Source organism: Falsiroseomonas sp. RANM36 (assembly GCF_056682175.1).
Window position 1 is genome coordinate 519216 of the sequence record NZ_JBWXTD010000003.1, and the last position, 23839, is coordinate 543054.

Genomic DNA, 23839 nt, shown 5'->3' on the forward strand with positions numbered 1-23839 from the left:
AACACCCCGGTCTCGAACCCAGCGAGCTCGACGGCGGCGGGCTCGAAGACCGCGATCTCGACGGCGGCGGTCTCGACGGCGGCGGGCTCGAAGGCAGCCCCGCCCACGCCGGCCGCCAAGCGGCCCGCCGACGCGCCTGCGGCGCGGGCGGCAGCGGCGAAGGCGGCCAAGAAGACGGCAGCGAGACCGACGACGAAAGCGGCGCCCAAGGCGCCAGCAAAGACCCCGGCCCGCAAGCCGGCCAACTCGGCAGCCAGGTCGGGCACCGCGCCCAAGCCAGCCGCCGCACCCGCCGCCCGCGGCGCCGTCAAGAACTCGGCCAAGGTGGCGGCGAAGCCGGCGGTCGCCGTCGCCAGGCCGGTCAAGGCCAAGGCTGTCGCCGTGCCGGCCGCGACCAGGGCGGCAACGCCGCCCAAGGTCACGGCGCCGGCCGATCCCGCCCCGAAGTCCGCCGCGCCGGCGGTGACCCGCACTGCCGGGACGCCGAACGGCTCCGCGGCCAGCCGCCCGGCCCCTGCGCGGGCTGAACCGTCGAAGCCCGTGGTGGCTCCCGCCGAGCCGCTGCCGCAACCCCTCACTGCGCCCGCGGCGACGCAGCCGCCCCCCATTCCCGCGCCGCCGGCCGCGGCCCCGCCGCGCCCCGCGGCATCGGGCGCCTCCGCGCCGCCGCCGACGATGCCGCCGCGGCCACCGCAACACCACCGCCATGGCGGCGGGCCGCCCGTCGCCCCGCCACGCGCCAGGGCGCCGCAGGTGGACTTCAAGACCGGCGACCATGTCGTCTATCCCACCCATGGCGTCGGCCAGGTGCAGGGCATCGAGGAGATCCCGGTGGCCGGCTTCTCCCTGAAGGTGATCATCGTCACCTTCGAGGAAAACCGCATGACGCTGCGCGTGCCGGTGAACAAGGCCGCCTCCTCCGGCCTTCGCAAGCTCGCCAGCGAGGCCGTCATTCGGGAGGCGCTGGACGTCCTGCGCGGCCGCGCCCGGATCAAGCGCACCATGTGGTCGCGGCGCGCCCAGGAATACGAGCAGAAGATCAACTCCGGCGACCCGCTCGCCATCGCCGAGGTCGTGCGCGACCTGCACCGCAATGCCGGGCAGCCCGACCAGTCCTTCTCCGAACGCCAGATCTACGAGCAGGCGCTGGACCGCCTCGCCGCCGAGCTCGCCGCCATAGACCGCACCGACAAGGCGGCCGCGTCCGAGAAGCTGCAGGACGTGCTGAAGTCCGGCTGACCCCCGTGCGGCCGCGGGGGTTCCCCTCAACCCGCGGTCGTGCCATCTCGCGCGTTCCGGACCGCACCTTCCGAGGATCCCACCGAGCATGGCAATCGCGGCCACAAGCCGGCTGACCCCGCATCTGCGCCGCCTGGAGGCCGAGGCTATCGGCATCCTGCGCGAGACCGCCGCGAGCTTCCGCAACCCTGTCCTGCTGTATTCCATCGGCAAGGACAGTTCCGTGGTGCTGCACCTTGCGCAGAAGGCCTTCGCGCCGGGGCGCCTGCCCTTCCCCTGCCTGCACATCGCCACCGGCTGGGATTTCCGGGCGATGCTCGACTTCCGCGACCGACGCGCGAAGGAGCTCGACCTCAACCTGATCGTCCATACCAACCCGGACGGGCTGGCGCGTGGCATCAATCCGATCGAGCATGGCAGCCAGGTGCACATGAACGTCATGGGCACCGAGGCGCTGAAACAGGCGCTGGACCTGCACAAGTTCGACGCCGCCATCGGCGGCGCCCGGCGCGACGAGGAGAAGGCCCGCGCCAAGGAACGCGTGTTCAGCCACCGCACCTCGGGCCACACCTGGGAGCCGCGCAACCAGCGGCCGGAACTCTGGGGCCTCTACAACACGCGGGTGAACCAGGGCGAGGGCATGCGGGTGTTCCCGCTGTCCAACTGGACCGAGTTCGACGTGTGGGACTACATCGCCGCCGAGGACATCCCGATCGTCCCGCTCTACTACGCGGCGGAACGGCCGATCCTGCGCCGCGACGGCATGATCATCATGCGCGACGACGACCGCATGCCGCTGCTGCCCGGCGAACAGGTGGAGATGTGCTGGGTGCGCTTCCGCACCATGGGCGACTGGCCGCTGACCGCCGCCCATGAAAGCCGCGCCGCCACCATCGACGAGGTCATCGTCGAACTGCGCGAGAGCCGCGTGAGCGAACGCGCCGGCCGCCTGATCGACAAGGACCAGGAAGCCTCCATGGAACGCAAGAAGCGCGAAGGGTATTTTTGAGCTGCTGCCGCGGTCGGGTTGCGAAGTCGGGCGCCCGCCCCCCCCCGCGTTGCGCCGGCTGACAGCGCAGCAGCACCTCCCGCCGGGGGCCGCGAGACACCTTCGCCACCCGACAGCGGCAGCCGTACAAAAAACCCCGGCAGAGGGCTGCCGGGGTTTCGTGTGACGGGCGTTTTGCCTCTTGTCGGGGGACCGGCCGCGCGTGGCGGCCGGGCCGATGTCACTCGCTGTTCTGGCGCACGCCCATGAACTGCAGCAGCAGCTGGAATAGGTTCACGAAATTCAGGTAGAGCGCCAGCGCGTCGAACACGCTGCGCTTGCCCGCGAGCTCCGTGCCCTCGGCATAGACGTGCTCGATGTAGTCCGCCTTGATCCGCTGCGTGTCGTAGGCGGTGAGGCCGACGAAGACCACCACGCCGATCACGCTGATCGCGAACTGCAGCGCGCTGCTGCCGATGAAGATGTTGACGACGCTCGCGATGATGATGCCGATCAGGCCCATCATCATGAAGCTGCCCATCTTCGTCAGGTCCGCCTTCGTCGTGTAGCCGTAGAGGCTGACCGCGCCGAACATCGCCGCCGTGATGAAGAAGGTGCTGGCGATGGAGGCCGAGGTGTAGATCGCGAAGATGTTGGACATCGACGCGCCCATCACCGCGCAGAACGCCCAGAACAGCGCCTGCGCGCCGGTCTTGCTCATCCGGTTGATGCCGAAGCTCAGCACCAGGATGAAGGCGAGGGGCGAGAACATCGCGATCCAGCCGAGGATGGTCGGCACCGTCGCGTTGCCGCGCGGGGTGCGGACAACCTCGTAGAAGAGGCTGGCGATGGCGGGATTGCTCGCGATCAGGAAGGCGACGATGCCGGTCAACAGGAGGCCGGAGGCCATCCAGTTGTACACGCGCAGCATGTACGCCCTGAGACCCTCATCGAGCTGGGCGGCATCCACGGCCGTGGACCGCCCGAAGGGCTGGGTCCAGGCCGAGCCGCCCGTCTGGAAGCGGTTGTCGGGGCCGAAAGCCATGGTGAAAAAATCCTCCCGGCGGGACGAGGGTGGACTCGACTGGTGAGGGACCGTCCCGGCGTCCCGCATCATATGGAGTTTTGGTAATCCAGATCAACTGGGCGATCGGTGACGGCTTTGCGTATCCTGGCCCGAAAGGTGACGCGGCCGTCAGGCCGCGCCCTGCACCCAGTAGCCCTGGTGCGGCACCGCCCCTTCCGCTTCCAGGCACGGCCCGACCACCTCCACCTTCTCCGCCGCGCTGTCCAGCACCGCCCGGCAGGAGAGCGAGAGGCCGGCGGTGTGCGGCTGGGCGTTGCGCAGGTGCAGGATCGCGGCGGCTGAGAGGCCGTACACTACCCGGCCGACCCCGGTGTAGAAGATCGCCGCCGAGCACATCGCGCAGGGCTCGCCCGAGGAATAGATCGTCGCCCGACGCAGCCGGGCTCGGGGCAGGCCCGCGGCGATCACCGCCTGGCAGGCGTTCATCTCGGAATGCGCGAGCGTCCCGCCGCCCCCGGCCCCCTGCGTGGAGAGGCCCTCGGCCAGGATGGTCCCGTCCTCCGCGACGATGACGGCGGCGAAGGGTCGGTCGCCCCGCTCCCGGGCCTTCATGGCCAGGGCGAAGGCGTGGCGAAGCTGTGCGGCGTCGCCCTCGGCGATCGGCTGTTCCATGGCGCCAGGGAAGCCCGCCGCTACTCGTTGCGCAACAGCGGGGCCGGGCGGGCGCGGAGGGCGAGCGCGGTGCCGACATAGCCGAGCGCCAGCGTCAGCAGCACGCAGCCCACCACCACGGCGGCGAGCGTGCCGGGCAGGAACACCCATTCGCCGCGCATCACGAAGCGCACCACCGCCCAGGAGGCGGCGGAGCCCGCCGCCGCGGCCAGCAGCCCCGCCACCAGCCCGAGCAGGCCGAATTCCACCAGCCAGGCGGCGCGGATCTGCGACCGGGTGGCGCCGACCGTCTTCAGCACCACCGCGTCGCGCACCCGCCGCCGCTGCCCGGCCGCCACCGCGCCGGCCAGCACCAGCATCCCGGCCAGCAGCGTGACCGAGGAGGTCGCCTGCAGTGCCACGCCCACCCGCGTCAGCAGGCCGGCGATCGCTTCCAGCGCGTCGCGCACGCGGATGCCGGAGACGTTGGGGAAGGCGTCGGTGATGGCACGCAGCACGCCCGTCTCGGCTTCCGGCGTGCTGCGCACGGTCGCGATATGCGTGTGCGGCGCCGCCTCCAGCAGGCCGGGCGACGCCACCATGACGTAGTTGATGCCGAGGCCCCGCCACTGGATCTCCCGCAGCGAGGCGATCTTCAGGTCGATGTCGCGGCCGAGCACGTTGACCGTGATCACGGAGCCGAGGCCGATGCCCCAGCCATCGGCGATGTTTGCGTCGAAGGACACCAGCGGCGGGCCGTCATAATCGGCCGGCCACCATTGCCCGGCGACGAGCCGCGTGCCCTCGGGCGGCGTCGCGGCATAGGTCAGGCCGCGGTCGCCGCGCATCGCCCAGCGCGTATCCTCCCGCACCCGGCCCATCATCTCCTCGGCCGGCACACCGTCCACGGCGACGACGCGGGCGCGCAGCGAGGGGGCGCGCTTCACCTCGGCCACCCCGGGCTGCGCCTGGGCCAGCCGGTCGAACGCCCGCGCCTGATCGTTCTGGATGTCGATGAAGAAGAAGGAAGGCGCGGCAGAGGGGATCTGGTCGGAGATCTGCCGGCGCAGATTGCCCTCGATGGTGGCGATGGCCGCCAGCGTGGTCAGCCCGATGCCGAGCGCGACCAGCATGGTCGGCGTCGGCGCGCCGGGCCGGTGCAGGTTCGCGAGGCCGAGCCGCCAGGCGGGGCGGCGGATGTGCCGCAAGGCGCGGGCCGCGCGCATCAGTACGCTGGCGCCGAGGCGGAACAGCAGCAGCGTCGCCGCCGCGCCGGCGACGAAGCCCATGGCGAAGCGGGGCTGCTCGGCCGTCGCGATCACCAGCGCCGCAAGCGCAAGCGCCGCCGCCGCATTGGCGAGCATCAGCCCGCGCGAGGGCCAGCCCGGATTGGCGGTGACCGTGTCGCGGAACAGCGCGGCCCCGGGGATGCGCTGCGCCCGTCCGAGCGGCCAGAGCGCGAAGGCGAGCGCCGTCAGCAGGCCGAACAGCGCGGCGAGGCCCAGTTCGCGCGGATAGATGCCGAGCCGCGGCGGCACCGGCAGCGCGCCGGCCAGCGCCTGCGCGGCCAGCCAGGTCAGGCCGAACCCGGCCACCAACCCGATGCCGATGCCGAGCAGCGCGAGCAGCAGCACCTGGATCAGGTAGGTCGCCAGGATGGTGGCGGCCGGCGCGCCCAGGCAGCGCAGCGTCGCGATGGTGCGCCCGCGCGCCTCCAGCCAGGCGCGGACGCCCGTCGCCACGCCGATCCCGCCGACCAGCAGCGCGGTGAAGCCCGCCAGCGTCAGGAAGGAGGCGGCGCGGTCGAGGAAACGGGTGACGCGGGGCTCGGCCTCGCCAGCGAAGCGGACGCGCCAGCCGCCATCGCCATGCGCCGCCTGCCAGTCCTCCGCGAAGCGCCGCGCATCCACCCCGGCGGGCAGCCGCACGCGCGTGTCGTAGTCGAAGAGCGAGCCGGGCTGGATCAGCCCGGTCTCGGGGATCGCGGAGGCCAGGGCCAGGGCGCGCGGGCCGAGCACCGCGGGACTCGCGATGCGGTCGGGCTCGGTGGCGACGATCCCGACATACCGGAAGGTCGCCTCGCCGATCCGCACCGGATCGCCGGGCCGCAGCCCGAGGCGCTCGGCCACCGAGCCTTCCAGCGCCACGCCGTGCCGGCCCTCGCGCAGGGCGAGGGTGGCCTCGGCCGGCGCCAGCACCAGCTCGCCATAGAGGGGATAGGCGGAATCCACCGCCTTCAGCTCCACCAGCGACCGCTCGCCCGAGGGGGCGATGGCCATGGCGCGCATCTCGATCACCTCGGAGACGATCGCGCCGCGCGCCGTCGCCCAGTCCTTCGCGGCCTGGGACAGGGCGCGCTGGTTGGTCTCGACCTCGAGGTCGCCGCCGAGCAGCCTTGCGCCGTCGGCGCGCAGCCCGGCCTCGGTCGCGGCGCGGAGCGTGCCGACCGCGGCGATCGCCGCCACGCCGAGGGCGAGGCAGGCGAGCACGATGCGCAGCGATTTCAGCCCGCCGCGCAGCTCGCGGCGGGCGAGCCGCCAGCCCTGCAGGATATGCGTGGTCATTCGGCGGCGAGCCGCAGCGCCTGGGTGTCGCTGACGATCTTACCGTCCTCGATCCGCACCTGCCGGCCGCAACGGTCGGCGAGCGCCGGGTCATGGGTGATCAGCAGCAGCGTGGTGCCGAGCCGCGCGCGCAGGCCGAACAGCAGGTCCATCACCACGGACCCGGTGGCGCGGTCGAGGTTGCCGGTCGGCTCGTCAGCCAGGATCAGGCGCGGCTCCGCCACCACGGCGCGGGCCAGCGCCACGCGCTGCTGCTCGCCGCCCGAGAGCTGGCCGGGATAATGCTCCAGCCGGTGGCCGAGCCCGACCTCCTTGAGGGAATCCGCCGCGCGGTCGAAGGCGTCGCGGCGCCCGGCGAATTCCAGCGGGATCGCGACATTCTCCAGCGCCGTCATGGTCGGCACGAGGTGGAAGGCCTGGAAGACGATCCCAATCTCATCGCGGCGGAAGCGGGCCAGCGCATCCTCGTCCAAGGCGGCGAGGTCCCGGCCCGCGACGGAGAGGCGGCCGGCGGTCGGCCGTTCCAATCCAGCCAGCAGCATCAGGAGCGAGGTCTTGCCAGACCCACTCGGGCCGACGATCCCCACCGCCTCCCCGGAAGACACGGACAGATCCACCCCCCGCAGCACCTGCACCGGGCCGGAAACGGCCTGGGCGGTGAAGACGAGGCCGCTGGCCTGGATCAGGGGGGCTGGCTTTTCGGTCACGGGTCTCTCCGGCGGTTCCTCCCGATATGGGCGCCGGGCGGTGCTGCGGAAGGCATGCGCCGGTATCGCAATGTTGCTGCCGGCGAGCCAACCCGCCCGGGCACAGGGGGCGGGGGGCGGGGAGATCCGCCTGCTGATGCTGGGCGATTCCATCACCGCCGGCTTCGGCCTGGCCCGCTCCGAGGGGCCGCCGGCACGCATCCAGGCGCTGCTGCGCGAGAGGGGGCGGAATGTCCGGGTGATCGATGCCGGCGTCTCTGGCGACACCACGGCCGGGGGCCGGGCGCGGCTGGCCTGGGCGCTGGCCGACCGCCCGCATGCGGTGATCGTGGCGCTCGGCGGCAATGACGGGCTGCGCGGGCTGACCCCGGCGCAGATGAAGGCCAATCTCGAGGACATCCTGGACCGGCTCGGCCAGCGCAACATCCCGGTGCTGCTCGCCGGCATGGTGGCGCCGCCCAATCTCGGGCGGGACTACGGCCAGGAATTTTCGGGGGTTTTCGAGACGCTGGCACGCGAGAGGCCGAACGTCGTGTTCTATCCCTTCCTGCTGGACGGGGTGGCGGGCCAGCCTTCGCTTAATCAGCCGGATCGCATCCACCCCACGGCGGAGGGGGCCGACGTCATCGCGCGCCGGATGCTGCCTTTCATCGAAACCCTTCTGGACCGGGTGCCGGTTCCGGCCGCAGGCTGAAGCTGACTTGGCCGACCGATTCACGCCTACGGGCCTGCGGCCCTTCGGCGATCGGGCGGCGTGATTCGCGGAGGGCTCCCCATGCTGCGCCTCTTCGTCGCCCTCGCCCTGCCCGCCCTGGTCAAGACGCAGCTCGCCGCGCTGGCGGGTGGCATCCCCGGGGCGAAATGGGTCCCGCCCGAGAACTACCACCTGACGCTCCGCTTCATCGGCGAGATCGAGCCCTGGCGCGCCGAGGAGGTGGACGCGGCGCTCGCCGGCATCCGCTCCCCGCGCTTCGACCTGGCGCTGGCCGGGATCGGCACCTTCGAGAAGGGCGGGCGCATCATGTCCCTGCATGTGCCCGCCGAGCGGTCCGAGGCGCTGGGCCGCCTGCAGGGCAAGGTCGAGACCGCGCTGCAGCGCGTGGGGTTGGAGCCGGAGCGGCGCCGCTTCGCCCCGCATGTCACCCTGGCCCGCACCGAGAAGGCGGAGACGCACAAGCTGGTCTCCTTCCTGCAGGCGCATGCGCTGTTCCGCCCGCCGCCGGTGCCGATCGAGCATTTCACGCTGTTCTCCTCCCGCCTCGGCAAGGAATCGGCGCATTACGTTCCGGAGGTGGAGTACGAGCTCGCGTGATCCGCTTCCCCGCCGGGTGGCCAGGGTGGTAAGCAGCCGAACGTGCGCCTCCGCCCTGCCCTGACGCGCCTGCTGGTCGTCCTGCTGCTGCTGCAGTGGGGGACGGCCTTCGGCCATTGCCTGCGCCTTGCGGCGCCGGCGCCGGGCTTCACGGTGGAGATCTGCACCGCCGAGGGCCTGCACCGCGTCAGCCTGCCGGCCGGGGAGGAGGAGCGGGGCGACCAGGCCACGCATGGCGGCGGCATTTGCCCCGCCTGCCAGGGCCCCGCCGCCTTCGCGCTGCTGCCCCCAGCGCCCGGCGTCGCAACCCCGGTGTTGCTGGCGCAGAGCGCCGATCCGCCCGCGCCGCCGCAGCCGCAATTCCCCTCACCGCCGCGATCCTGCCAGCCGAGGGCGCCGCCGCCGACCTCCTGATCCGACCTGTCTCCATCGTTCCGGATCGAGGAGTTCCACCATGTCCACCAGATCGGGCGCCGCGCTGGCGCTTGCCTTGCTCTGCGCCGGCCCGGCCGCCGCGCATGTTTCGCTGGAAGCCGCCCAGGCCCCGGCCAATTCCACCTATCGCGCGGTGTTCCGCGTGCCGCATGGCTGCGAGGACGCGGCCACGATCCGCTTCATCGTCCGCCTGCCCGAGGGCGTGACCCAGGCGCGACCGATGCCGAAGGCGGGCTGGACGCTGCGCGTGACCTACCGTGGCGAGGCGCCCTCCGGCCACGGCGCCATCGGCGATGCCTCGGAGATCGTCTGGGAGGGCGGCAACCTGCCCAACGCGCATTACGACGAGTTCGTGATCCGCATGCGCCTGCCGGACCGGCCGAACGAGACGCTGCATTTCCAGGCCATCCAGGAATGCGAGGGCGGCGCCACCGCCGCCTGGACCGAAATCCCCCAGCCTGGCGTCCGCGTGACGCAATACCGCTACCCGGCCCCGGCGCTCCGCCTGGCGCCGCGCAACTGAGGGAGGGCACGACCATGGACCAGACCCGACGCCTGCTGCCCCTCGCCGCCCTGGCCGGGGCCGCCGCGCTCGCCGCGAAGCCCGCGTCCGCCTGCGACCAGGAAGCGATGGACGCGCATCTGACCCAGGTCTGCGACGGCGCCCTGGCGCCAGCGCGCGCCGCGCTGGAAGCCGCGCTGCCGCATGCGACGGCGGAGGAGCGCATGGCGATGCAGCGCGCGCTGACCATCGCCGGCACCACCTGCGCCACCGGCGATCCCGTCGCCGGCGCACGCATCGCCGCCAATCTCGCCCGCATCGCGGGGCGGATCGAAGGCCGGGCCGGGCTGAAGCCCGCCGATCTCGACGCGCTGGCCTGAGGAGACTGCCATGACCGTATTTTCGCGACGCGCCCTGCTGGGCGCGACGAGCGCGCTGTCGCTCGCACCGGCCGCGCGGGCGCAATCCTCGGGCGGGATCTCCGTCGCCACGCCCTGGACCCGCTCCATGCGCGCCGGCGGCACGGGCGCCGGCTTCATGACCATCCGCAACACGGGCGCCACCGCCGACCGCCTGGTCTCGGCCCGCGCCGCGATCGCGCGCGTGGTCGAGCTGCACACGCATATCCGCGAGGGCGACGTGATGCGCATGCGCCCGGTGCCGGCGATCGAGGTGCCGGCCGGCGCCACCGTCGCGCTGCAGCCGGGCGGCCTGCACCTGATGCTGATCGGGCTGACCGGGCCGCTGGAGCAGGGAAGGAGCGTGCCGGTGACCCTGGTCTTCGAGCGCGCCGGGGAGATCGAGGTGCAGCTGAAGGTCGAGGGCGCCGGGGCGCGCGGCCCGGCGATGCAGGGCCACGGGCACTGACGGGCGGCGGGGCGGGGTGTAGAGGGCGGCGTGCCCCTCCTCGCCCTCGCCTATCTCGCCTTCATCGGCCTCGGCCTGCCCGACCCGCTGCCCGGCACCCTCTGGCCGGAGGTCGCGCCCGCCTATGGCCTGCCCAATGCCGGGCTCGGCCTGGTGCTGGCCGGCCTCGCCGGCGGTTACATCCTGGCCGGGCTGCTGGCCGGGCGGATCATCGGCGCGCTCGGCATCGGCGGGGTCCTGGCGGCAAGCGTCGCCGCCACCGCGCTGGCCGCGCTCGGCCAGTCCCTGGCGCCGCCCTTCGCGCTGTTCGTCGCGCTGGCGGTCATGGCCGGAGCGGGCGGCGGGGCGGTGGATGCGGCGCTCAATGCCTGGTCGGCGCGGCACCTGGCGCCGCGGCACCTGAACTGGCTGCATGCCTGCTGGGGCATCGGGGCGACGCTGGGCCCGGCCGCGGCGGTCGCGCTGCTGGCGGCGGGCGCCGGCTGGCAGGCGGTGTATGCCGCCATCGGCGCGGCGCTGCTGGCGCTGTGCCTGGCCTTCATCGCCACTCGCCGCCGCTGGGACGATGCATCGCCCGCCGATGCCGGGATGCACGTCACCGCCTTAGCGGCGCTGCGCAACCCGCTGGTGCGGCGCCAGATGGCGGTGTTCTTCGTCTATACCGGGCTCGAATCCGGCGCCGGCCAATGGGCGGCGACCATCCTGACCGCGCGCGGCGCGACGCCGGCCGAGGGCGCCTTCGCGGCGACGCTGTTCTGGGCCGGGCTGGCCGGGGCGCGGATCGGGATGGGCTTCGTCGTGGACCGGGTCGGACCCGACCGGCTGCTGCGCCTGGCGATGCCGCCGATGGCTGCGGCCGCGGGCATGCTGGCCCTCGGCATCGCCGATCTCGCCGCGCTGCTGCTGATGGCCGCGCTGCTGGCGCCGGTCTATCCGACCATGATGGCGCTGACGCCCGCGCGGCTCGGGCCGCATGCGGTGCATGCGATCGGCCTGCAGGTCGCGTCCGCCATGGCCGGGGTGGCGGTGCTGCCCGCGATCATGGGCGTGTCGGCGGACCTGTTCGGCGCGGGATCGGTGCCGGTCCTGCTGCTCGCCCTGGCCGTGGTGCTGACCCTGATGATCCGGCGGCTGCCGCCGCCGCGTGCCGCGGCATAGGATCGTGATAGGATCGCGGTCATGGCTGCCCCGTCCCTCGTGATCCTGACCGGCGCCGGCATCAGCCGCGAATCCGGCCTTGCCACCTTTCGCGACGCGGACGGGATCTGGGCGCAGGTGCGGATCGAGGATGTGGCGACGCCCGAGGCCTTCGCCCGCGACCCGGCCCGCGTCCACGCCTTCTACAATGCGCGCCGCGCCCAGCTGCGCGATCCCGCCATCGCGCCCAATGCCGCCCACCACGCGCTGGCGGAGTTGGAGGCGCGCTGGCCCGGCGACTTCCTGCTGGTCACGCAGAACGTGGATTCCCTGCACGACCGCGCCGGCTCCCGCCGGCTGCTGCACATGCATGGCGAGCTGGCGAAGGCGCGCTGCCTGCGCTGCAGCGCGGTCGCGCGCTGGGAAGAGGATCTCTCCACCACCACGCCCTGCCCCGCCTGCAGGCATGCCGGCGGGATGCGCCCGCATGTCGTCTGGTTCGGCGAGATGCCGCTGCACATGGCGGAGATCGGCGCCGCGCTCGATCGCTGCGACATCTTCGTCGCGATCGGCACCAGCGGGCAGGTCTATCCGGCCGCCGGCTTCGTCGCCGAGGTGCGCGGCCGCGCGCGCACCGTCGAGCTGAACCTGGAACCCTCGGCGGTGCGCACCGATTTCGACGAGGCGCGGCACGGCCCGGCCACCGAGATCGTGCCCCGCTTCGTGGCGGAGCTGCTGACCCGATGCTGATCCCGGCGATCCTCGCCCTGCTGGTGCTGGCCCTGCCGGCGGCGGCGCAGGAGACGGGCCGGCCGCCGCCCGGGCTGCTGCTGCCGGGCGTCGGCCCCGACGACCCGCGGCGGCCGGTGAACCGACGCCTGCAGCCCTTCGAATCCCTCGGGCGCGTGCAGACCGAGCTCGGCGGGCGGTGCACCGGCGCGCTGGTGGCGCCGGACCGGGTGCTGACGGCGGCGCATTGCCTGATCGCGCCCCGCACCAACCGCCCGGTGCAGCCGCGCTCGGTGCATTTCCTGCTCGGCTATGAGCGCGGCGAATGGACGGCGCAGGCGCGCGTCACCGGCTTCGTCATCGGCGATGGCTATGACCCGCAGCGCGGGGAGGCGGGCGCGGACTGGGCGCTGCTGACGCTGGACCGGCGGCTCGGGCCGCCGCACCGGCCGCTGCCGCTGCTGCGCCAGGTGCCGGCGCCGCGCACGCCGGCGATGCTGGCCGGCTATCAGCAGGATCGGCCGGAGGTGCTGCTGGCGGATTCGCAGTGCCGGATCCTCGGCCTGAACCGCCCGCGGAGCGGGCTGCCGACGCTGGTGCATGACTGCGCCGGCACTCGCGGCTCCAGCGGCGCGCCGCTGCTGGTGCAGCTGCCCGGGGGCGCGTGGGGCGTGGCAGGGGTGGCCGCCGCCGTCAGCGCCGACATGGCGCTCGGCTTCGCCGTGCCGGCCGCGGTGGTGGGCGAGGTGGAGTGAGATGGGCCGGATGACGCCCCCTGTGCTGGCCGGTCTGGCCGCCGCCCTGCTCGTCGCGCCCGCGCTGGCGCTGGCGCAGGACGCGCCGACCCGGCCGCAGGTGCAGCTGCGCCCGCCACCGGCCTGGATGACGAACCCGCCCGGCGGCCCGCCGCGGGTGGAGCTTCGGCGCGCCCCGGATTGGCTCATCACGCCCGAGCAGGGCCGGCCGCAGGGCCAACGCCCGCCCGCGGCGCGGCCCGATGGCCCGGCGCGCCCGGCGGCGCCCCGCCAGTCCGAGGCGCCGCAGGTCGCGCCGCGCCGCGTGGGCATCGGGCGGGAGGACCCTCGCGTGCCGGTGGACCCGGCATCCGACCCCTGGCGCGGGGTGGGACGCCTGCAGCGCGCCGGCACCATCTGCACCGCCGCGCTGATCGGGCCGCGCAGCCTGATCACCGCCGCCCATTGCCTGGTCGGGCGCGGCGAGGACGGCAGCCGCATCATGCCCGCCGCCTCCTTCCGGTTCCTGCTGGGCTACGAGCGGGGGCGGTGGGTGGCGGAGGCGCGGGTTCGGGCGATCCGGGTGGACCCGGACTACGATGCGTCCGGCCCGTCGCCCGGGCCGGACTGGGCGGATTGGGCGCTGCTGACGCTCGACCGGCCGCTCGGCACGCCCGACCGCGTCCTGCCGCTGCTGCGCGACGTGCCGCTGGCGAGCGACCGGGCCATGGTGGGCGGCTACCAGCAGGATCAGCGCGAGGTGCTGATGGCCGACCCCGATTGCCGCGTGGTGGGCAAGGCGATGCACGACCTCGGGCGCCCGATGCTGCTGCATGACTGCACCGCGACGCGCGGCGCCTCCGGCGCGCCGTTGCTGGTGCAGCTGCCCGAGGATCGCGGCTGGGCGGTGGCCGGGGTGCTGGTGGCGATGCGGCGCGGCATGCCGCTCGGCGTGGCCGTGCCGGCCGAGGTGCTGCCGGAGCCGGAGTAGGCGGATCAGCGGCCGGAGCGGGCTGGATCAGCCGCCGTCGCGCTCCAGCCGCTCGATGTCGTCGTCCGAGAAGCCGAAATGATGGGCGATCTCGTGGATCAGGACGTTGCGGACCAGGCGGAACAGGTCCTCCCCGGTCTCGATCCACTCCAGCAGGATGGGCTCGCGGTAGAGGGTGATGCTGTCGGGCTCCGCCGGCACGTCCAGCACGCTCTTTTGCGTCAGCGGCGTGCCCCGGTAGAGGCCGGTCAGAGCCCAGGGGCTTTCCAGCCCGACGGCCTGGGCGGTCTCCTCGTCGGCGACGTCCTCGACCACGATGGCGGCGCCGCGCACCAGGTCGCGCAGCTCCTTCGGGATGGCCGAGAAGGCGCGCTCGGCCAGCTCGACGATGTCCTCGAGCGTGGGGGGGTGGTGGAACCGTGCCATGCCGCATCCACCTCTTGCCGCATCGTCCCGTCAAGCCGGAGCCGTGACCGATGATCGAGAAGCTGGATGCCGCCGCCCGCGCGGCACTGCCCGAGACCCTGCCGGGCTGGAGCCTGGTTGAGGGGCGCGACGCGATCCGGCGCGCCTTCCGCTTCCGCGATTTTTCCGAGGCCTGGGGCTTCATGGCCCGCGTCGCGCTGCTGGCCGAGCAACAGGACCACCACCCCGAATGGTTCAATGTGTGGAACCGGGTGGAGATCGTGCTCAGCACACATGACGCCGGCGGGCTCTCGGCGCGCGACGTCAGGCTGGCCCAGGCGATCGACGCGCTGGCGGGGTAGCGCCCGTCGGGCGCCTATCCGCCCCCCTGCCAGGCCTTCACGCTGTCGATCGGCCAGAGCAGCATCATCACGTTCAGCGTCAGGTTGTCGCGGATCATCCAGCCGACGAAGAGCTCCATCGCCAGCACCAGCGCGACGCTGAGCCAGACCGGCAGCCGCGAGGCCAGCCAGAAGCCGAGCCACATGGCGGCGATGTCGGCGATCGAGTTGATCACGCTGTCGCCGGCATAGCCGAGCGAGATGGTGGTTTCGCGGTAGTGGCGGATCACCGCCTCGGTGTTCTCCGCCACTTCCCAGGCCGCCTCGACCAGCGTGGCGAGCAAGAGCCGCGGCCAGTAGCCGGCCCCGCGCATCAGCAGCCAGGTGGCGCCGTAGAACAGGAAGCCGTGGACGATGTGCGACGGGGTGTACCAATCCGTCAGGTGCTGCGAGTTGCCGCTGGAGAACACCTCGCCATGCCAGAGCGCGACATAGCCGCAGGTGCAGATCGGCGTGCGGCCGAGCGAGAGCAGGACCGCCCCGGCCAGCAGGGCGGTCCCGAGGACGGCAAGCGGCCAGGGTCCTGGCCCGGATGCTACGCGGCGCGTCGCACGCTCCTGCCTTCGAACAGGTCGCGGCCGGCGACCAGCGCCCGGATCTTCGCATCCACGATGTTGCGCTTCAGCATCCAGAAGCCGCAGTCGGGATGGATGTAGCGCACGCGACCGGGGCCGATCACCGTCTCCGCCCGCTCGATGGCGCGGGCGATGTCGTCCGCGCTCTCGACATCGGTGCGCTTGATGTCCACCACGCCAAGGCCCATGCCGATCTCCGGCCGCAGATTGCGGAACACGGCCAGTTCCTCGGCGGGGCGATGGGCGTTCTCCATCACCACATGGTCCACCTGCAGGCTGTTGAGGTAGCCCATCAGCTTGTCCCAGCCGCCCTTCTGGATGGACTGGCCGCCATAGTTGCCGAAGCAGAGATGCACCGCGGCCTTGGTCTTCACCGCGCGCAGCACGCGGTTGATCGCCTCCGCCGCCCAGGGCGCCTCCTCCGGGCTGCCGGGCAGGTTCGCCTCGTCCACCTGGATCACCGCGGCATCGCAATGCGCCACCTGCTCGGCCAGGACGTCGGCGATGGCCAGCGCCACCTTCTCCGCGCTGCCGCCGTAGTGCTTGTCGATCAGCGTCTTGGCCAGCATGTGCGGGCCGGTGAGGGTGAACTTCAGCGGCCTGGTGGCCAGCCGCCGCGCCTTCGCGCAGGCGGCCGGCAGGTCGAGCGTGCCATGGCCGATCGGCCCGTCCACCGTGCCGGGCGGGCGCATGCGGAAGGCCATGCCGCGCTGCGCGCGATACTCCAGCACCTCCTCGAAGGTGGCGTCGTTGCGGATACCCGACATGGGCCGGGTGAAATACTCGATCATCCCGTTGGTCTCGGGATGGTTCACGTCGAAGCGATAGAGCTCGCCGTCGCAGACGAGGTCGATGCCCGCCTGCTCCTGCGTGGCGATGACCACGCGCGTGGCGTCGGCGACCGCCGTCTCCGAGGGCAGCGCGGCGAGCCAGTCGGGAACCGGGTAGCTCCCGACGACGGTCGTGAGGATGCGCGGGGTGCTCATCGCGCCGCGCCCCGGAAGCCCGGCACCGCGGCGTCGAGCAGGTCGTTGGTCATCACCTCCGCCGGCGTCGTGGCGGGGATGTTGAAGGCAGTCTTCACCGCCTCGATGGTCTGCTCCATCCGCGCGGGGTCCATGCCGCCGAGCGGCCGCGTGGAGCCTGCATCGGAGGTCATCAGCACGCCGACCAGGCCCCAGCCGACGCGCAGGTCCTCGATGCTCATCGCGGCCGGCTGCGCCGTGGCGGCCAGGCAGGGCTCGGGGTTGGCGAGGCAGGCGGCATAGGCGCGCTGCGTCACGCGCATGAAGCGCTGCGCCGCGTCGCGGTTGCCGCGCAGCCAGGCGCCGTTGAACCAGAAGGCGTTGCCGTACGGGTTGAAGCCGATATCGCGGGTGGCGACGAAGCCCAGGTCGTCACCCAGCGCACGCTGGTAGATGTGGTGCGAGGTGTAGAACTCCGTCGTGATGTCGATGGCGCCCGATTGCAGCGAGGTGACCTTGGCGGGCGGCGCGATGTTCACCCAGGAGACCGAATCGGCCGGGATGCCGAGGGCGCGGGAGATCATCGGCCACATCACGCGCGCCGCATCCGCCGGCGGCGTGCCGATGCGCCGGCCGCGGAAATCCTGCGGCGAGGCGATGCCCGCCGACTTGCGCCAGTAGATGCCGTAGGGCGACTGGACATAGATCATCATGCCCGCGACGAGATCGGCGCCCTGCGCGCGCGCCTGCAGCGCGACGGGGCTGTCCACGATGCCGACCTGCGCCTGGCCCGCGCCGACGCGCTGCGCGGCGAAGCCGGAGCCGCGGCCGTTCTCGATGGTCAGCGCGATTCCGGCATCGCGATACATCCCCTGCTGCTGCGCCCAATAAAGCGGCGCGTGGTCGGGCCCCGGCGTCCAGTTCAGCACCAGTGCCATGCGGTCCTGCGCCGCGGCAGGCAGGGCGAGGCCGAGCGCCGCGGCGGCGGCGAGCAATGTGCGTCGGATCATGGTTCTTCCTCCCTCATGCAATTCCGAGCCGGTCGTAGACCCGGCGCGCCAGGGCGCCGAATTCCGGGGTGTTGCGGATGGCGAGTTCGCGCGGCTCCGGCAGGTCCACCGCGAAATGATCGGCCATGCGGGCCGGGCCGGCGGTGAGCACCGCGACCTGCGTGGCGCAGAACACCGCTTCCTGCACGCCATGCGTCACCAGCACGACGGTCTTGCCCGAGCTCGCCCAGATGCGCCGGATCTCGAGGTTCATGCGCTCGCGCGTCAGCGCATCCAGCGCACCGAAGGGCTCGTCCAGCAGCACGAGCTTCGGGTCGTGGATCAGCGCGCGGGCGAGGCTCACGCGCTGCTGCATCCCGCCCGAGAGCTCGTAGGGATACTTGTCCTCGTTGCCGTCGAGCCCGACCAGCGCAAGCAGGTCGCGCGCGCGTTCCCGCGTGGCTTTCGTGGGCAGGCCGAGGATCTCCGCCGGCAGCATCACATTGTCCAGCACACGTCGCCATTTCAGCAGCAGCGGTGCCTGGAAGGCCACGCCGATGTCGCGCCCCGGATCGAAGCCGGCATGGCCGATGCGCAGCTCCCCGCCGTCATGCGGATGCAGCCCGGCGAGGATCTTCAGAAGCGTGGACTTGCCGCAGCCGGACGGGCCGACCAGGGCGAGGAACTCGCCATCCGCCAGGTCGAAGGTGGCATCGCTGACTGCCACCGTCTCACGCCCGCCGGTGCGGTAGGTCTTGGAGACGCCGCGCAGCGACAGGAAGGGCTCAGCGGAGGCGCGCATCTTCGGTCACCACCAGCCGCTCCAGGGCCACGACGAGGCCATAGAGCGTGACGCCCACCAGCGTCACAAGGATCAGCGACATCACCATCACCGGCGTGTCGAGCGTGCCCTGCGCCGACATGATCACGAAGCCGAGGCCGGCTTCCGAGCCTACGAACTCGCCCACGATGGTGCCGGCGATGGCCAGCACCGCGGCCACGCGCATGCCGCTGAAGAGATACGGCAGGGATGAGGGAAGCTGGATCTTCCGAAAGACCTGCCAGCGCGTGGCGCGCACGGTGCGCACCAGGTCGAGCAGTTCGGGCTCCACCTCCGCCAAGCCGCGCGCGGTGGTGATGACGATGGGGAAGAAGGCGATGACGAAGGTGATCGCGATGTTCGGCACCAGCCCGTAGCCGAGCCACACGATGAAGAGCGGCGCCAGCGCCACCTTCGGGATCAGGTTCAGCGTCACCAGCAGCGGCATCAGCGCGCGGCGCAGCGGCGCGAACCAGGTGAAGAGCACCGCCAGCATCACGCCGATGCCGACCGCCAGCGCGAAGCCGCCGAAGGCCTCCGCCGCCGTGATCAGCACATGCCGCGGCCAGTCGATCTGCGGCGCGCCGAGCGCGCGGAAGGTCTCGAGCGGGCCGGGCAGGATGAAGCGCGGCACGCCGCCCCAGCCCGTCGCCCAGGCCCACAACGCCAGGACGGCGAGGTGCGCGAGGACGGCCGGTCCGTGGCGGCGCAGCGCGCCCATCTCAGTTCACGGTGATGCGGGCCTCGCGGATCACGCGGCCCCATTTCTCGGTTTCGCTGCGCATCGTCGCGGCGAGCTCCGCCGGCGTCGAGGACACGGCATCGGCGCCGGCCGCGGCCAGTCGCTGCTGCGTCGCGGGCTCGGCCAGCGCCTCGCGGATCACGGCATTCAGCCGCTCGATCACCGCGGCGGGCGTGCCGGAAGGCGCCATCACCGCGCCCCAGGAGGTGGCCTGCGCCTCGGGGAAGCCGGCCTCCGCCATGGTCGGCACGTTCGGCAGCAGCGCGGACCGCCGCGGGCCGGTGACGGCCAGCGCGCGCACGCGGTTCGCCTGGATCATCGGCAGCGCGGAGGGCAGCTGGTCGAGCATGACCTGCACGGTGCCCGCCACCGTGTCGTTCAGCGCCGGCGCGCTGCCGCGATAGGGCACGTGCTGCATGTCCACGCGCGCCGCCAGCTTGAACAGCTCCGGAACCAGATGCGTGGAGCTGCCATTGCCGCCCGAGCCGTAGGAGAGCTGGCCGGGCCGCGCCTTCAGCAGCGCCACGAGCTCCTGCAGCGTCTGCGCCTGCACCGTCGGGTTGACGATCACCACATGGTCCGTCGCGAAGGCCATGGAGATGCCGGCGAGGTCGTTGGTCGGGTTGAAGGTCATGCTGCTGTAGAGATGCGGGTTGATGGTCAGCGTGCCGGTCGTGCCCATCAGGATGGAATAGCCATCCGGCGCGCTGCGCACGATGTTCTCCACGCCGACATTGCCGGCCGCGCCCGTGCGGTTCTCCACCGTCACGGGCTGGCCGAGCTTCGCCTGGATGCGCTCACCGAGGATGCGCGCGACGACATCCGTCGCGCCGCCCGGCGGGAAGGGCACGACGAAGCGCATGGGCCGCGTCGGCGCCCATCCCTGTGCGTGCGCGGCGCCCGGCAACAGCGGTGCCGCCAGCGCGGCGGCGATAAATGTTCGGCGCGTGGTGCGTTGCATGGTTCGTTGCCCTCCCGGTCTTTGCTTCTGTCAGACGAAGGCGGCGTGCCGCCTGGTGATCTCGCCCAGGACCTCTTCCGGGTCCCTTGCCCACCAGAGCTTCGAGAGGATCTCGACCTCGGCGAAGTCGCCGGCATAGCCGGCTTCGACCGCCATGCGGCGGATGGCGGGAATGTCGATCACGCCTTCGCCGGGAAGCCCGCGGTCGAAGACGGTGTCGGTGGTGGGCACCTTCCAGTCGCAGACATGGAAGGCGGCGATGCGCTTGCCGGCGCGCGCCACCTGCCGCGCCAGGTCGGGGTCCCACCACACGTGATACACATCGAGCGCGATACCCACGCCTTCGCCCAGCTCGTCGCAGAGATCGAGCGCCTGGGCCAGCGTGGAGAGCACGGAGCGGTCCGCGCAGGTCATCGGATGCAGCGGCTCCAGCGCGAGCGTCACGCCGGCGGCGCGCGCATCGGGCAGGATGGCGTGCAGGCCTTCGCGCATCTGCTCCCGCGCGCCGGGCAGGTCCTTCGAGCCCGGTGGGAGCCCGCCGCCGAGCACCACCAGGCAGCGGGCGCCGATGGCATGCGCTTCGGCGATGGCGCGGCGGTTGTCCTCGATCGCGGCGGCACGGCCAGCGGCGTCCGCGGCGGGGAACATGCCGCCGCGGCAGAGCCCCGTCACGGTGAGGCCCGCGTCACGGATGTGCTTCGCCGCCTTCTCGACGCCCATCGCCTGCAGCACGTCGCGCCAGGGCGAGATGCCGGCGATACCGTGCCGCACGCAGCCCTCGATGCACTCGGCGAGGCCCCAGCGTTCCTTGACGGTGACGGTGTTGAGCGAGATCTGCATCAGGCGACGCCATGCACCGCCAGCAGCGCGCGCATCCGGCTGACCGCCATATCCGGGTCGCGCAGCAGCCCGGCCTTGTCGGCCAGGCGGAAGAGCTCGGAGAAATGCTGGATGCTGCGCGCGCTCTGCTGGCCGCCGACCATGACGAAATGGTCCTGGTGGCCGTTCAGCCAGGCCATGAACACCACGCCCGTCTTGTAGAAGCGCGTCGGTGCCTTGAAGATGTGGCGGCTCAGCGGCACCGTCGGCGCCAGGATGTCGTGGAAGGTGCTGAGGTCGTTGCGCTGCAGACTGGCAAGCGCCCCGCCCACCGCCGGCGCGATCGGGTCGAAGATCCCGAGCAGCGCATCGGAATAGCCCTGCTCGTCGCCGGCGATCAGCTCCGCGTAGTTGAAGTCGTCGCCGGTGTACATCCGCACGCCTTTCGGCAGGCGGCGGCGCATGGCGATCTCCTTCTTGTCGTCCAGAAGCGAGATCTTCACGCCATCGACCTTGGCGGCGTTGGCGTGGATGACGGCGAGCGCCGTCTCCATCGCCTGCATGTGGTCGTGGTTGCCCCAGTAGCCTTCGAGGGCGGGGTCGAACATCTCGCCGAGCCAGTGGATGATCACCGGCTGCTTCACCTGGCCCAGGATGCGGTTGTAGACGCGCTCGTAGTCGGCCGGGCTGCGCGCGGCCTTGGCCAGGGCGCGCGACGCCATCAGGATGATGCGGCCGCCCATCTTCTCGACCGCTTCGCACTGCTCCTCATAGGCGCGGATCACGTCGTCCACGGTCACGTCGGGGCCGGCCGCCAGGTGGTCGGTGCCCGCGCCGGAGGCCATCACCGCGCCGGGCACGTCCTTCATCGCATCGAGGCTGCGCCGGATCAGTTCCTGCGCCGCTTTCCAGTCCAGGCCCATGCCGCGCTGCGCGGTGTCCATCGCCTCCGCCACGCCGAGCCCGAGCGACCAGAGATACTTGCGGAAGGCGATGGTGCGGTCCCAGTCCACCTTGGCGTCGAGCCAGGGGTCCTGCTCCGCCAGCGGGTCGGCCACGACATGCGCAGCGGCCAAGGCGACGCGCGGGAAGGGCGGCGTCGCCTTCGGGAAATCGCGCGGCGCGCTGGTGGCGAAGGGCTCGAGACGGCCGGAGGCGTTCGGAAGATTGATGGTCGGCATCGCCGGTCTCCTTTGCTGATGCGATTCAGATCTTCGGGCCTGCCGGCCCTTCGATCATCGCATCAGACCTCCAGCTTCGGCAGGTCGATCCAGCGGCGCTCAGCCCAGGATTGCAGCCCGGCTTCCGCGAGCTGCACGCCCTTTGCGCCCGCCAGCAGGTCCCAGGGGTAGGTCTTCACCTCACCGGCGAGATACCGGAAGAAAAGCTCCCACTGCGCCCGAAAACCGTTGGGATAATCCTGCGTGCTCGGCACTTCCTGCCAGCCCTCGTAGAAGTCGATGGGCTGCGGGATGTCGGGGTTCCAGACCGGCTTCGGCGTGTTGACGCGGCTCTGCGTCCAGCATTTCTGCAGGCCGGCGATGGCGGAGCCATGCGTGCCGTCCACCTGGAAGGTGACCAGGTCGTCGCGGCGCACGCGCGTCACCCAGCTGGAATTGATATGCGCGACGATCCCGCCGGCAAGCTGGAAGGTGGCATAGGCCGCATCGTCCGCATCCGCCTTGTAGCGCTTGCCCTGCTCGTCGATGCGTTCGGGGATGTGGATGGCGCCGAGGCAGGAGACGGCCTCAACCTCGCCGAACAGGTTGTCCAGCACGTAGCGCCAGTGGCAGAGCATATCGAGAATGATGCCGCCGCCTTCGGCCTTCTTGTAGTTCCAGGAGGGGCGCTGCGCGGGCTGCAGGTCGCCCTCGAACACCCAGTAGCCGAACTCGCCCTTCACGGAGCAGATCCGGCCGAGGAAGCCGCTGTCGATCACCATCTTCAGCTTGCGCAGGCCGGGCAGGAACAGCTTGTCCTGCACCACGCCGGCCTTGATGCCGGCCTGCTTCGCCAGGCGCGCGACATCCATCGCGTCTTCCAGCGAATCGGCGGTCGGCTTCTCGCAGTAGATGTGCTTGCCGGCGGCGATCGCCTTGCGCAGCAGCGCGGCGCGCATCTGCGTGGTCGCGGCATCGAAGAACAGCTCGTCCTTCGGATCGGCGAGGCAGGCATCGAGGTCGGTGGAGACTCGCGCGATGCCGTGTGCCTTCGCTAGCGCCTCCAGCTTCTCGCCGTTGCGGCCGACCAGGATCGGGTCTGGCATCACCCGGTCGCCATTCGCGAGCTTCACGCCGCCCTCGGCGCGGATCGCGGCGATGGAGCGGATGAGATGCTGGTTCATCCCCATCCGGCCGGTGACGCCGTTCATGATGAGGCCGATGCGGCGTTCCGCCATGGCGCTGACGTTCCCCCTCTGAGTAACCGGTTGGTTACCCCGCACGGGCCGGCACGGTCAAGGCCGCAGGTAGCCCAGCACCACCTCGATCACATGCCGCTCCCGCGCCGCGATGGCGGCTTCGGTGTCGAGCGGCGTGCCGAAGATGGTGGAGAGCGTGTGCCGGTTCGCCACGTAGAAATGCCCGAGCGCGAGCATGGAGATATAGAGCTGCATCGGGTCCACGCCCGTGCGGAAGTCGCCCGCCGCCTCGCCGCGCGCCAGCACGCCACGCAGCGCCTCCGGGATGGGCGAGTAGAGCGCCGGAACGTCCTCCGACCGCAGCAGATAGGCGGCGCGGTGCAGGTTCTCCTGGTTCAGCAGCGCGACGAATTCCGGGTGCCGCGCCGTGTAGCGCAGGTTGAAGGCGACCAGGCGCGCCATGGCATCCTGCGGCGAGAGCCCTTCCACCACCACCGCGCGCTCCTCCTCGCGCTTGGCGGCGTAGGCGCGTTCCAGCACCGTCAGCCACAGCTCCTCCTTGGAGCCGAAATGCGCGTAGAGCATCCGCTTGTTGGCGCCGGCGCGGGCGGCGATCTCGTCCACGCGGCTGCCGGCCAGGCCCTTCTCGGCAAACTCGGCCAGCGCGGCGTCCAGGATGCGCTGGCGGGTCGCGGCGGCGCGCGCGGAGAAGGCCTTGGCGGGACGCGGCAGAGCGGTGGACGGCTCTGCAGTCGCCTTGCGTGCCGTCACGGCCGCCATGGTTCCCCTCCCCTCCGCTTCGGGGCAGGAGACACGCCATGCGCAGCACGGTGAGTTGCGAGATCGACCTCGACGCGCCGGGCAAGCGGCATGGCTTCCTGCGCCTGCCGCATTCCACGCATGAGAGCGCCTATGGCTTC

29 protein-coding genes are annotated in these 23839 nt (G+C 71.9%); 13 read left to right on the forward strand and 16 right to left on the reverse strand.

Annotation, left to right across the window (positions count from 1 at the left end; genetic code table 11):
• A partial coding sequence (locus AC1MIR_RS07225; RefSeq protein ID WP_480027506.1) for a hypothetical protein occupies positions 1-764 on the reverse strand: 764 nt, incomplete at its 3' end.
• Between AC1MIR_RS07225 and AC1MIR_RS07230 the strand changes: the two genes are divergently transcribed.
• Together AC1MIR_RS07230 and cysD are read left to right on the forward strand one after the other, a co-directional pair.
• Positions 754-1239, forward strand: coding sequence for a CarD family transcriptional regulator (locus tag AC1MIR_RS07230; RefSeq protein ID WP_480027507.1), 486 nt, complete (start codon positions 754-756; stop codon positions 1237-1239). The two genes, AC1MIR_RS07225 and AC1MIR_RS07230, sit on opposite strands and share 11 nt — an antisense overlap.
• An 88-nt stretch (positions 1240-1327) precedes the next feature.
• Positions 1328-2248: a sulfate adenylyltransferase subunit CysD gene (gene cysD, locus AC1MIR_RS07235; RefSeq protein ID WP_480027508.1), complete on the forward strand. Its 921-nt coding sequence runs from the start codon at positions 1328-1330 to the stop codon at positions 2246-2248.
• A gap of 220 nt (positions 2249-2468) precedes the next feature.
• On the opposite strand, the gene AC1MIR_RS07240 is transcribed toward cysD, so the two are convergent.
• From AC1MIR_RS07240 to AC1MIR_RS07255, 4 genes are all read right to left on the reverse strand, one after another.
• Entirely contained in the window at positions 2469-3272 is an 804-nt protein-coding gene (locus tag AC1MIR_RS07240; protein WP_480027509.1) for a Bax inhibitor-1/YccA family protein, read from the reverse strand.
• A gap of 150 nt (positions 3273-3422) precedes the next feature.
• On the reverse strand, positions 3423-3926 hold the full coding sequence (locus tag AC1MIR_RS07245; protein WP_480027510.1) for a nucleoside deaminase: 504 nt from the start codon (positions 3924-3926) through the stop codon (positions 3423-3425).
• A 20-nt stretch (positions 3927-3946) separates the two neighbouring features.
• Complete coding sequence (locus AC1MIR_RS07250; RefSeq protein ID WP_480027511.1) at positions 3947-6469, reverse strand: ABC transporter permease; 2523 nt, start codon at positions 6467-6469, stop codon at positions 3947-3949.
• Positions 6466-7176 carry an ABC transporter ATP-binding protein gene (locus AC1MIR_RS07255; RefSeq protein ID WP_480027512.1) on the reverse strand — a complete coding sequence of 237 codons (711 nt, stop codon included), beginning with the start codon at positions 7174-7176 and terminating at the stop codon, positions 6466-6468. Before AC1MIR_RS07255 ends, AC1MIR_RS07250 begins: the two co-directional genes overlap by 4 nt.
• 136 nt (positions 7177-7312) lie before the next feature.
• Between AC1MIR_RS07255 and AC1MIR_RS07260 the strand changes: the two genes are divergently transcribed.
• The 10 genes from AC1MIR_RS07260 (at position 7313) to AC1MIR_RS07305 (ending at position 13883) form a co-directional block, all read left to right on the forward strand.
• Positions 7313-7870 (forward strand): arylesterase, encoded by a 558-nt coding sequence (locus tag AC1MIR_RS07260; RefSeq protein WP_480027513.1) that lies wholly within the window; start codon positions 7313-7315, stop codon positions 7868-7870.
• Positions 7871-7951: 81 nt separating this feature from the next.
• Positions 7952-8488 carry an RNA 2',3'-cyclic phosphodiesterase gene (gene thpR, locus AC1MIR_RS07265; RefSeq protein ID WP_480027514.1) on the forward strand — a complete coding sequence of 179 codons (537 nt, stop codon included), beginning with the start codon at positions 7952-7954 and terminating at the stop codon, positions 8486-8488.
• A gap of 42 nt (positions 8489-8530) precedes the next feature.
• Positions 8531-8902 (forward strand): DUF2946 family protein, encoded by a 372-nt coding sequence (locus AC1MIR_RS07270; RefSeq protein ID WP_480027515.1) that lies wholly within the window; start codon positions 8531-8533, stop codon positions 8900-8902.
• Positions 8903-8942: 40 nt separating this feature from the next.
• Positions 8943-9446 carry a YcnI family protein gene (locus AC1MIR_RS07275; protein ID WP_480027516.1) on the forward strand — a complete coding sequence of 168 codons (504 nt, stop codon included), beginning with the start codon at positions 8943-8945 and terminating at the stop codon, positions 9444-9446.
• Between the two features lie 14 nt (positions 9447-9460).
• Positions 9461-9805, forward strand: coding sequence for a hypothetical protein (locus tag AC1MIR_RS07280; protein ID WP_480027517.1), 345 nt, complete (start codon positions 9461-9463; stop codon positions 9803-9805).
• A gap of 10 nt (positions 9806-9815) precedes the next feature.
• Complete coding sequence (locus AC1MIR_RS07285; RefSeq protein WP_480027518.1) at positions 9816-10292, forward strand: copper chaperone PCu(A)C; 477 nt, start codon at positions 9816-9818, stop codon at positions 10290-10292.
• 30 nt (positions 10293-10322) lie between these two features.
• Positions 10323-11450, forward strand: coding sequence for an MFS transporter (locus AC1MIR_RS07290; RefSeq protein WP_480027519.1), 1128 nt, complete (start codon positions 10323-10325; stop codon positions 11448-11450).
• 21 nt (positions 11451-11471) lie between these two features.
• On the forward strand, positions 11472-12179 hold the full coding sequence (gene cobB / locus AC1MIR_RS07295; protein ID WP_480027520.1) for a Sir2 family NAD+-dependent deacetylase: 708 nt from the start codon (positions 11472-11474) through the stop codon (positions 12177-12179).
• Positions 12173-12913, forward strand: a complete 741-nt coding sequence (locus AC1MIR_RS07300; RefSeq protein ID WP_480027521.1) for a trypsin-like serine peptidase — start codon at positions 12173-12175, stop codon at positions 12911-12913. The genes cobB and AC1MIR_RS07300 overlap by 7 nt, the downstream gene beginning before the upstream one ends.
• 10 nt (positions 12914-12923) lie before the next feature.
• Positions 12924-13883 (forward strand): trypsin-like serine peptidase, encoded by a 960-nt coding sequence (locus AC1MIR_RS07305; protein WP_480027522.1) that lies wholly within the window; start codon positions 12924-12926, stop codon positions 13881-13883.
• Positions 13884-13910: 27 nt separating this feature from the next.
• Here the strand turns inward: AC1MIR_RS07305 and AC1MIR_RS07310 are convergent, their stop codons facing one another.
• Positions 13911-14309, reverse strand: a complete 399-nt coding sequence (locus AC1MIR_RS07310) for a metallopeptidase family protein (protein ID WP_480027523.1) — start codon at positions 14307-14309, stop codon at positions 13911-13913.
• Between the two features lie 50 nt (positions 14310-14359).
• On the opposite strand from AC1MIR_RS07310, the gene AC1MIR_RS07315 reads away from it, so the two are divergent.
• Positions 14360-14650 (forward strand): 4a-hydroxytetrahydrobiopterin dehydratase, encoded by a 291-nt coding sequence (locus AC1MIR_RS07315; protein ID WP_480027524.1) that lies wholly within the window; start codon positions 14360-14362, stop codon positions 14648-14650.
• Between the two features lie 14 nt (positions 14651-14664).
• Here AC1MIR_RS07315 and AC1MIR_RS07320 read toward each other — a convergent pair whose 3' ends face one another.
• The 10 genes from AC1MIR_RS07320 to AC1MIR_RS07365 form a co-directional block, all read right to left on the reverse strand.
• Positions 14665-15330 (reverse strand): DUF2585 domain-containing protein, encoded by a 666-nt coding sequence (locus tag AC1MIR_RS07320; protein WP_480028719.1) that lies wholly within the window; start codon positions 15328-15330, stop codon positions 14665-14667.
• Positions 15225-16250 carry a cobalamin-independent methionine synthase II family protein gene (locus AC1MIR_RS07325; RefSeq protein WP_480027525.1) on the reverse strand — a complete coding sequence of 342 codons (1026 nt, stop codon included), beginning with the start codon at positions 16248-16250 and terminating at the stop codon, positions 15225-15227. Before AC1MIR_RS07325 ends, AC1MIR_RS07320 begins: the two co-directional genes overlap by 106 nt.
• Complete coding sequence (locus AC1MIR_RS07330; protein WP_480027526.1) at positions 16247-17239, reverse strand: ABC transporter substrate-binding protein; 993 nt, start codon at positions 17237-17239, stop codon at positions 16247-16249. Before AC1MIR_RS07330 ends, AC1MIR_RS07325 begins: the two co-directional genes overlap by 4 nt.
• A gap of 13 nt (positions 17240-17252) precedes the next feature.
• Positions 17253-18020: an ABC transporter ATP-binding protein gene (locus tag AC1MIR_RS07335; protein WP_480027527.1), complete on the reverse strand. Its 768-nt coding sequence runs from the start codon at positions 18018-18020 to the stop codon at positions 17253-17255.
• Positions 18004-18759, reverse strand: coding sequence for an ABC transporter permease (locus AC1MIR_RS07340; RefSeq protein WP_480027528.1), 756 nt, complete (start codon positions 18757-18759; stop codon positions 18004-18006). The genes AC1MIR_RS07335 and AC1MIR_RS07340 overlap by 17 nt, the downstream gene beginning before the upstream one ends.
• 1 nt (position 18760) lies before the next feature.
• Positions 18761-19741 carry a Bug family tripartite tricarboxylate transporter substrate binding protein gene (locus tag AC1MIR_RS07345; RefSeq protein ID WP_480027529.1) on the reverse strand — a complete coding sequence of 327 codons (981 nt, stop codon included), beginning with the start codon at positions 19739-19741 and terminating at the stop codon, positions 18761-18763.
• A gap of 30 nt (positions 19742-19771) precedes the next feature.
• On the reverse strand, positions 19772-20581 hold the full coding sequence (locus AC1MIR_RS07350; protein ID WP_480027530.1) for a sugar phosphate isomerase/epimerase family protein: 810 nt from the start codon (positions 20579-20581) through the stop codon (positions 19772-19774).
• Complete coding sequence (locus tag AC1MIR_RS07355) at positions 20581-21741, reverse strand: dihydrodipicolinate synthase family protein (RefSeq protein WP_480027531.1); 1161 nt, start codon at positions 21739-21741, stop codon at positions 20581-20583. The genes AC1MIR_RS07350 and AC1MIR_RS07355 overlap by 1 nt, the downstream gene beginning before the upstream one ends.
• Before the next feature lie 62 nt (positions 21742-21803).
• Positions 21804-22958 (reverse strand): Gfo/Idh/MocA family protein, encoded by a 1155-nt coding sequence (locus tag AC1MIR_RS07360; protein ID WP_480027532.1) that lies wholly within the window; start codon positions 22956-22958, stop codon positions 21804-21806.
• 57 nt (positions 22959-23015) lie between these two features.
• The gene (locus AC1MIR_RS07365; RefSeq protein ID WP_480027533.1) at positions 23016-23699 is read right to left on the reverse strand and encodes a TetR/AcrR family transcriptional regulator; all 684 of its coding nucleotides are present in this window, start codon (positions 23697-23699) and stop codon (positions 23016-23018) included.
• Between the last annotated feature and the right edge of the window lie 140 nt (positions 23700-23839).

Coding starts and splice junctions, on each gene's coding strand:
- AC1MIR_RS07330 (WP_480027526.1), bottom strand. CDS start 17,239: ATGATCCGACGCACATTGCTCGCCGCCGCCGCGGCGCTCGGCCTCGCC.
- AC1MIR_RS07365 (WP_480027533.1), bottom strand. CDS start 23,699: ATGGCGGCCGTGACGGCACGCAAGGCGACTGCAGAGCCGTCCACCGCT.
- AC1MIR_RS07355 (WP_480027531.1), bottom strand. CDS start 21,741: ATGCCGACCATCAATCTTCCGAACGCCTCCGGCCGTCTCGAGCCCTTC.
- AC1MIR_RS07280 (WP_480027517.1), top strand. CDS start 9,461: ATGGACCAGACCCGACGCCTGCTGCCCCTCGCCGCCCTGGCCGGGGCC.
- AC1MIR_RS07340 (WP_480027528.1), bottom strand. CDS start 18,759: ATGGGCGCGCTGCGCCGCCACGGACCGGCCGTCCTCGCGCACCTCGCC.
- AC1MIR_RS07310 (WP_480027523.1), bottom strand. CDS start 14,309: ATGGCACGGTTCCACCACCCCCCCACGCTCGAGGACATCGTCGAGCTG.
- AC1MIR_RS07300 (WP_480027521.1), top strand. CDS start 12,173: ATGCTGATCCCGGCGATCCTCGCCCTGCTGGTGCTGGCCCTGCCGGCG.
- AC1MIR_RS07360 (WP_480027532.1), bottom strand. CDS start 22,958: ATGGCGGAACGCCGCATCGGCCTCATCATGAACGGCGTCACCGGCCGG.
- AC1MIR_RS07250 (WP_480027511.1), bottom strand. CDS start 6,469: ATGACCACGCATATCCTGCAGGGCTGGCGGCTCGCCCGCCGCGAGCTG.
- AC1MIR_RS07350 (WP_480027530.1), bottom strand. CDS start 20,581: ATGCAGATCTCGCTCAACACCGTCACCGTCAAGGAACGCTGGGGCCTC.
- AC1MIR_RS07275 (WP_480027516.1), top strand. CDS start 8,943: ATGTCCACCAGATCGGGCGCCGCGCTGGCGCTTGCCTTGCTCTGCGCC.
- AC1MIR_RS07245 (WP_480027510.1), bottom strand. CDS start 3,926: ATGGAACAGCCGATCGCCGAGGGCGACGCCGCACAGCTTCGCCACGCC.
- AC1MIR_RS07260 (WP_480027513.1), top strand. CDS start 7,313: ATGCTGGGCGATTCCATCACCGCCGGCTTCGGCCTGGCCCGCTCCGAG.
- AC1MIR_RS07345 (WP_480027529.1), bottom strand. CDS start 19,741: ATGCAACGCACCACGCGCCGAACATTTATCGCCGCCGCGCTGGCGGCA.
- AC1MIR_RS07315 (WP_480027524.1), top strand. CDS start 14,360: ATGATCGAGAAGCTGGATGCCGCCGCCCGCGCGGCACTGCCCGAGACC.
- cysD (WP_480027508.1), top strand. CDS start 1,328: ATGGCAATCGCGGCCACAAGCCGGCTGACCCCGCATCTGCGCCGCCTG.
- AC1MIR_RS07285 (WP_480027518.1), top strand. CDS start 9,816: ATGACCGTATTTTCGCGACGCGCCCTGCTGGGCGCGACGAGCGCGCTG.
- AC1MIR_RS07240 (WP_480027509.1), bottom strand. CDS start 3,272: ATGGCTTTCGGCCCCGACAACCGCTTCCAGACGGGCGGCTCGGCCTGG.
- AC1MIR_RS07335 (WP_480027527.1), bottom strand. CDS start 18,020: ATGCGCGCCTCCGCTGAGCCCTTCCTGTCGCTGCGCGGCGTCTCCAAG.
- AC1MIR_RS07325 (WP_480027525.1), bottom strand. CDS start 16,250: ATGAGCACCCCGCGCATCCTCACGACCGTCGTCGGGAGCTACCCGGTT.
- AC1MIR_RS07305 (WP_480027522.1), top strand. CDS start 12,924: ATGACGCCCCCTGTGCTGGCCGGTCTGGCCGCCGCCCTGCTCGTCGCG.
- thpR (WP_480027514.1), top strand. CDS start 7,952: ATGCTGCGCCTCTTCGTCGCCCTCGCCCTGCCCGCCCTGGTCAAGACG.
- cobB (WP_480027520.1), top strand. CDS start 11,472: ATGGCTGCCCCGTCCCTCGTGATCCTGACCGGCGCCGGCATCAGCCGC.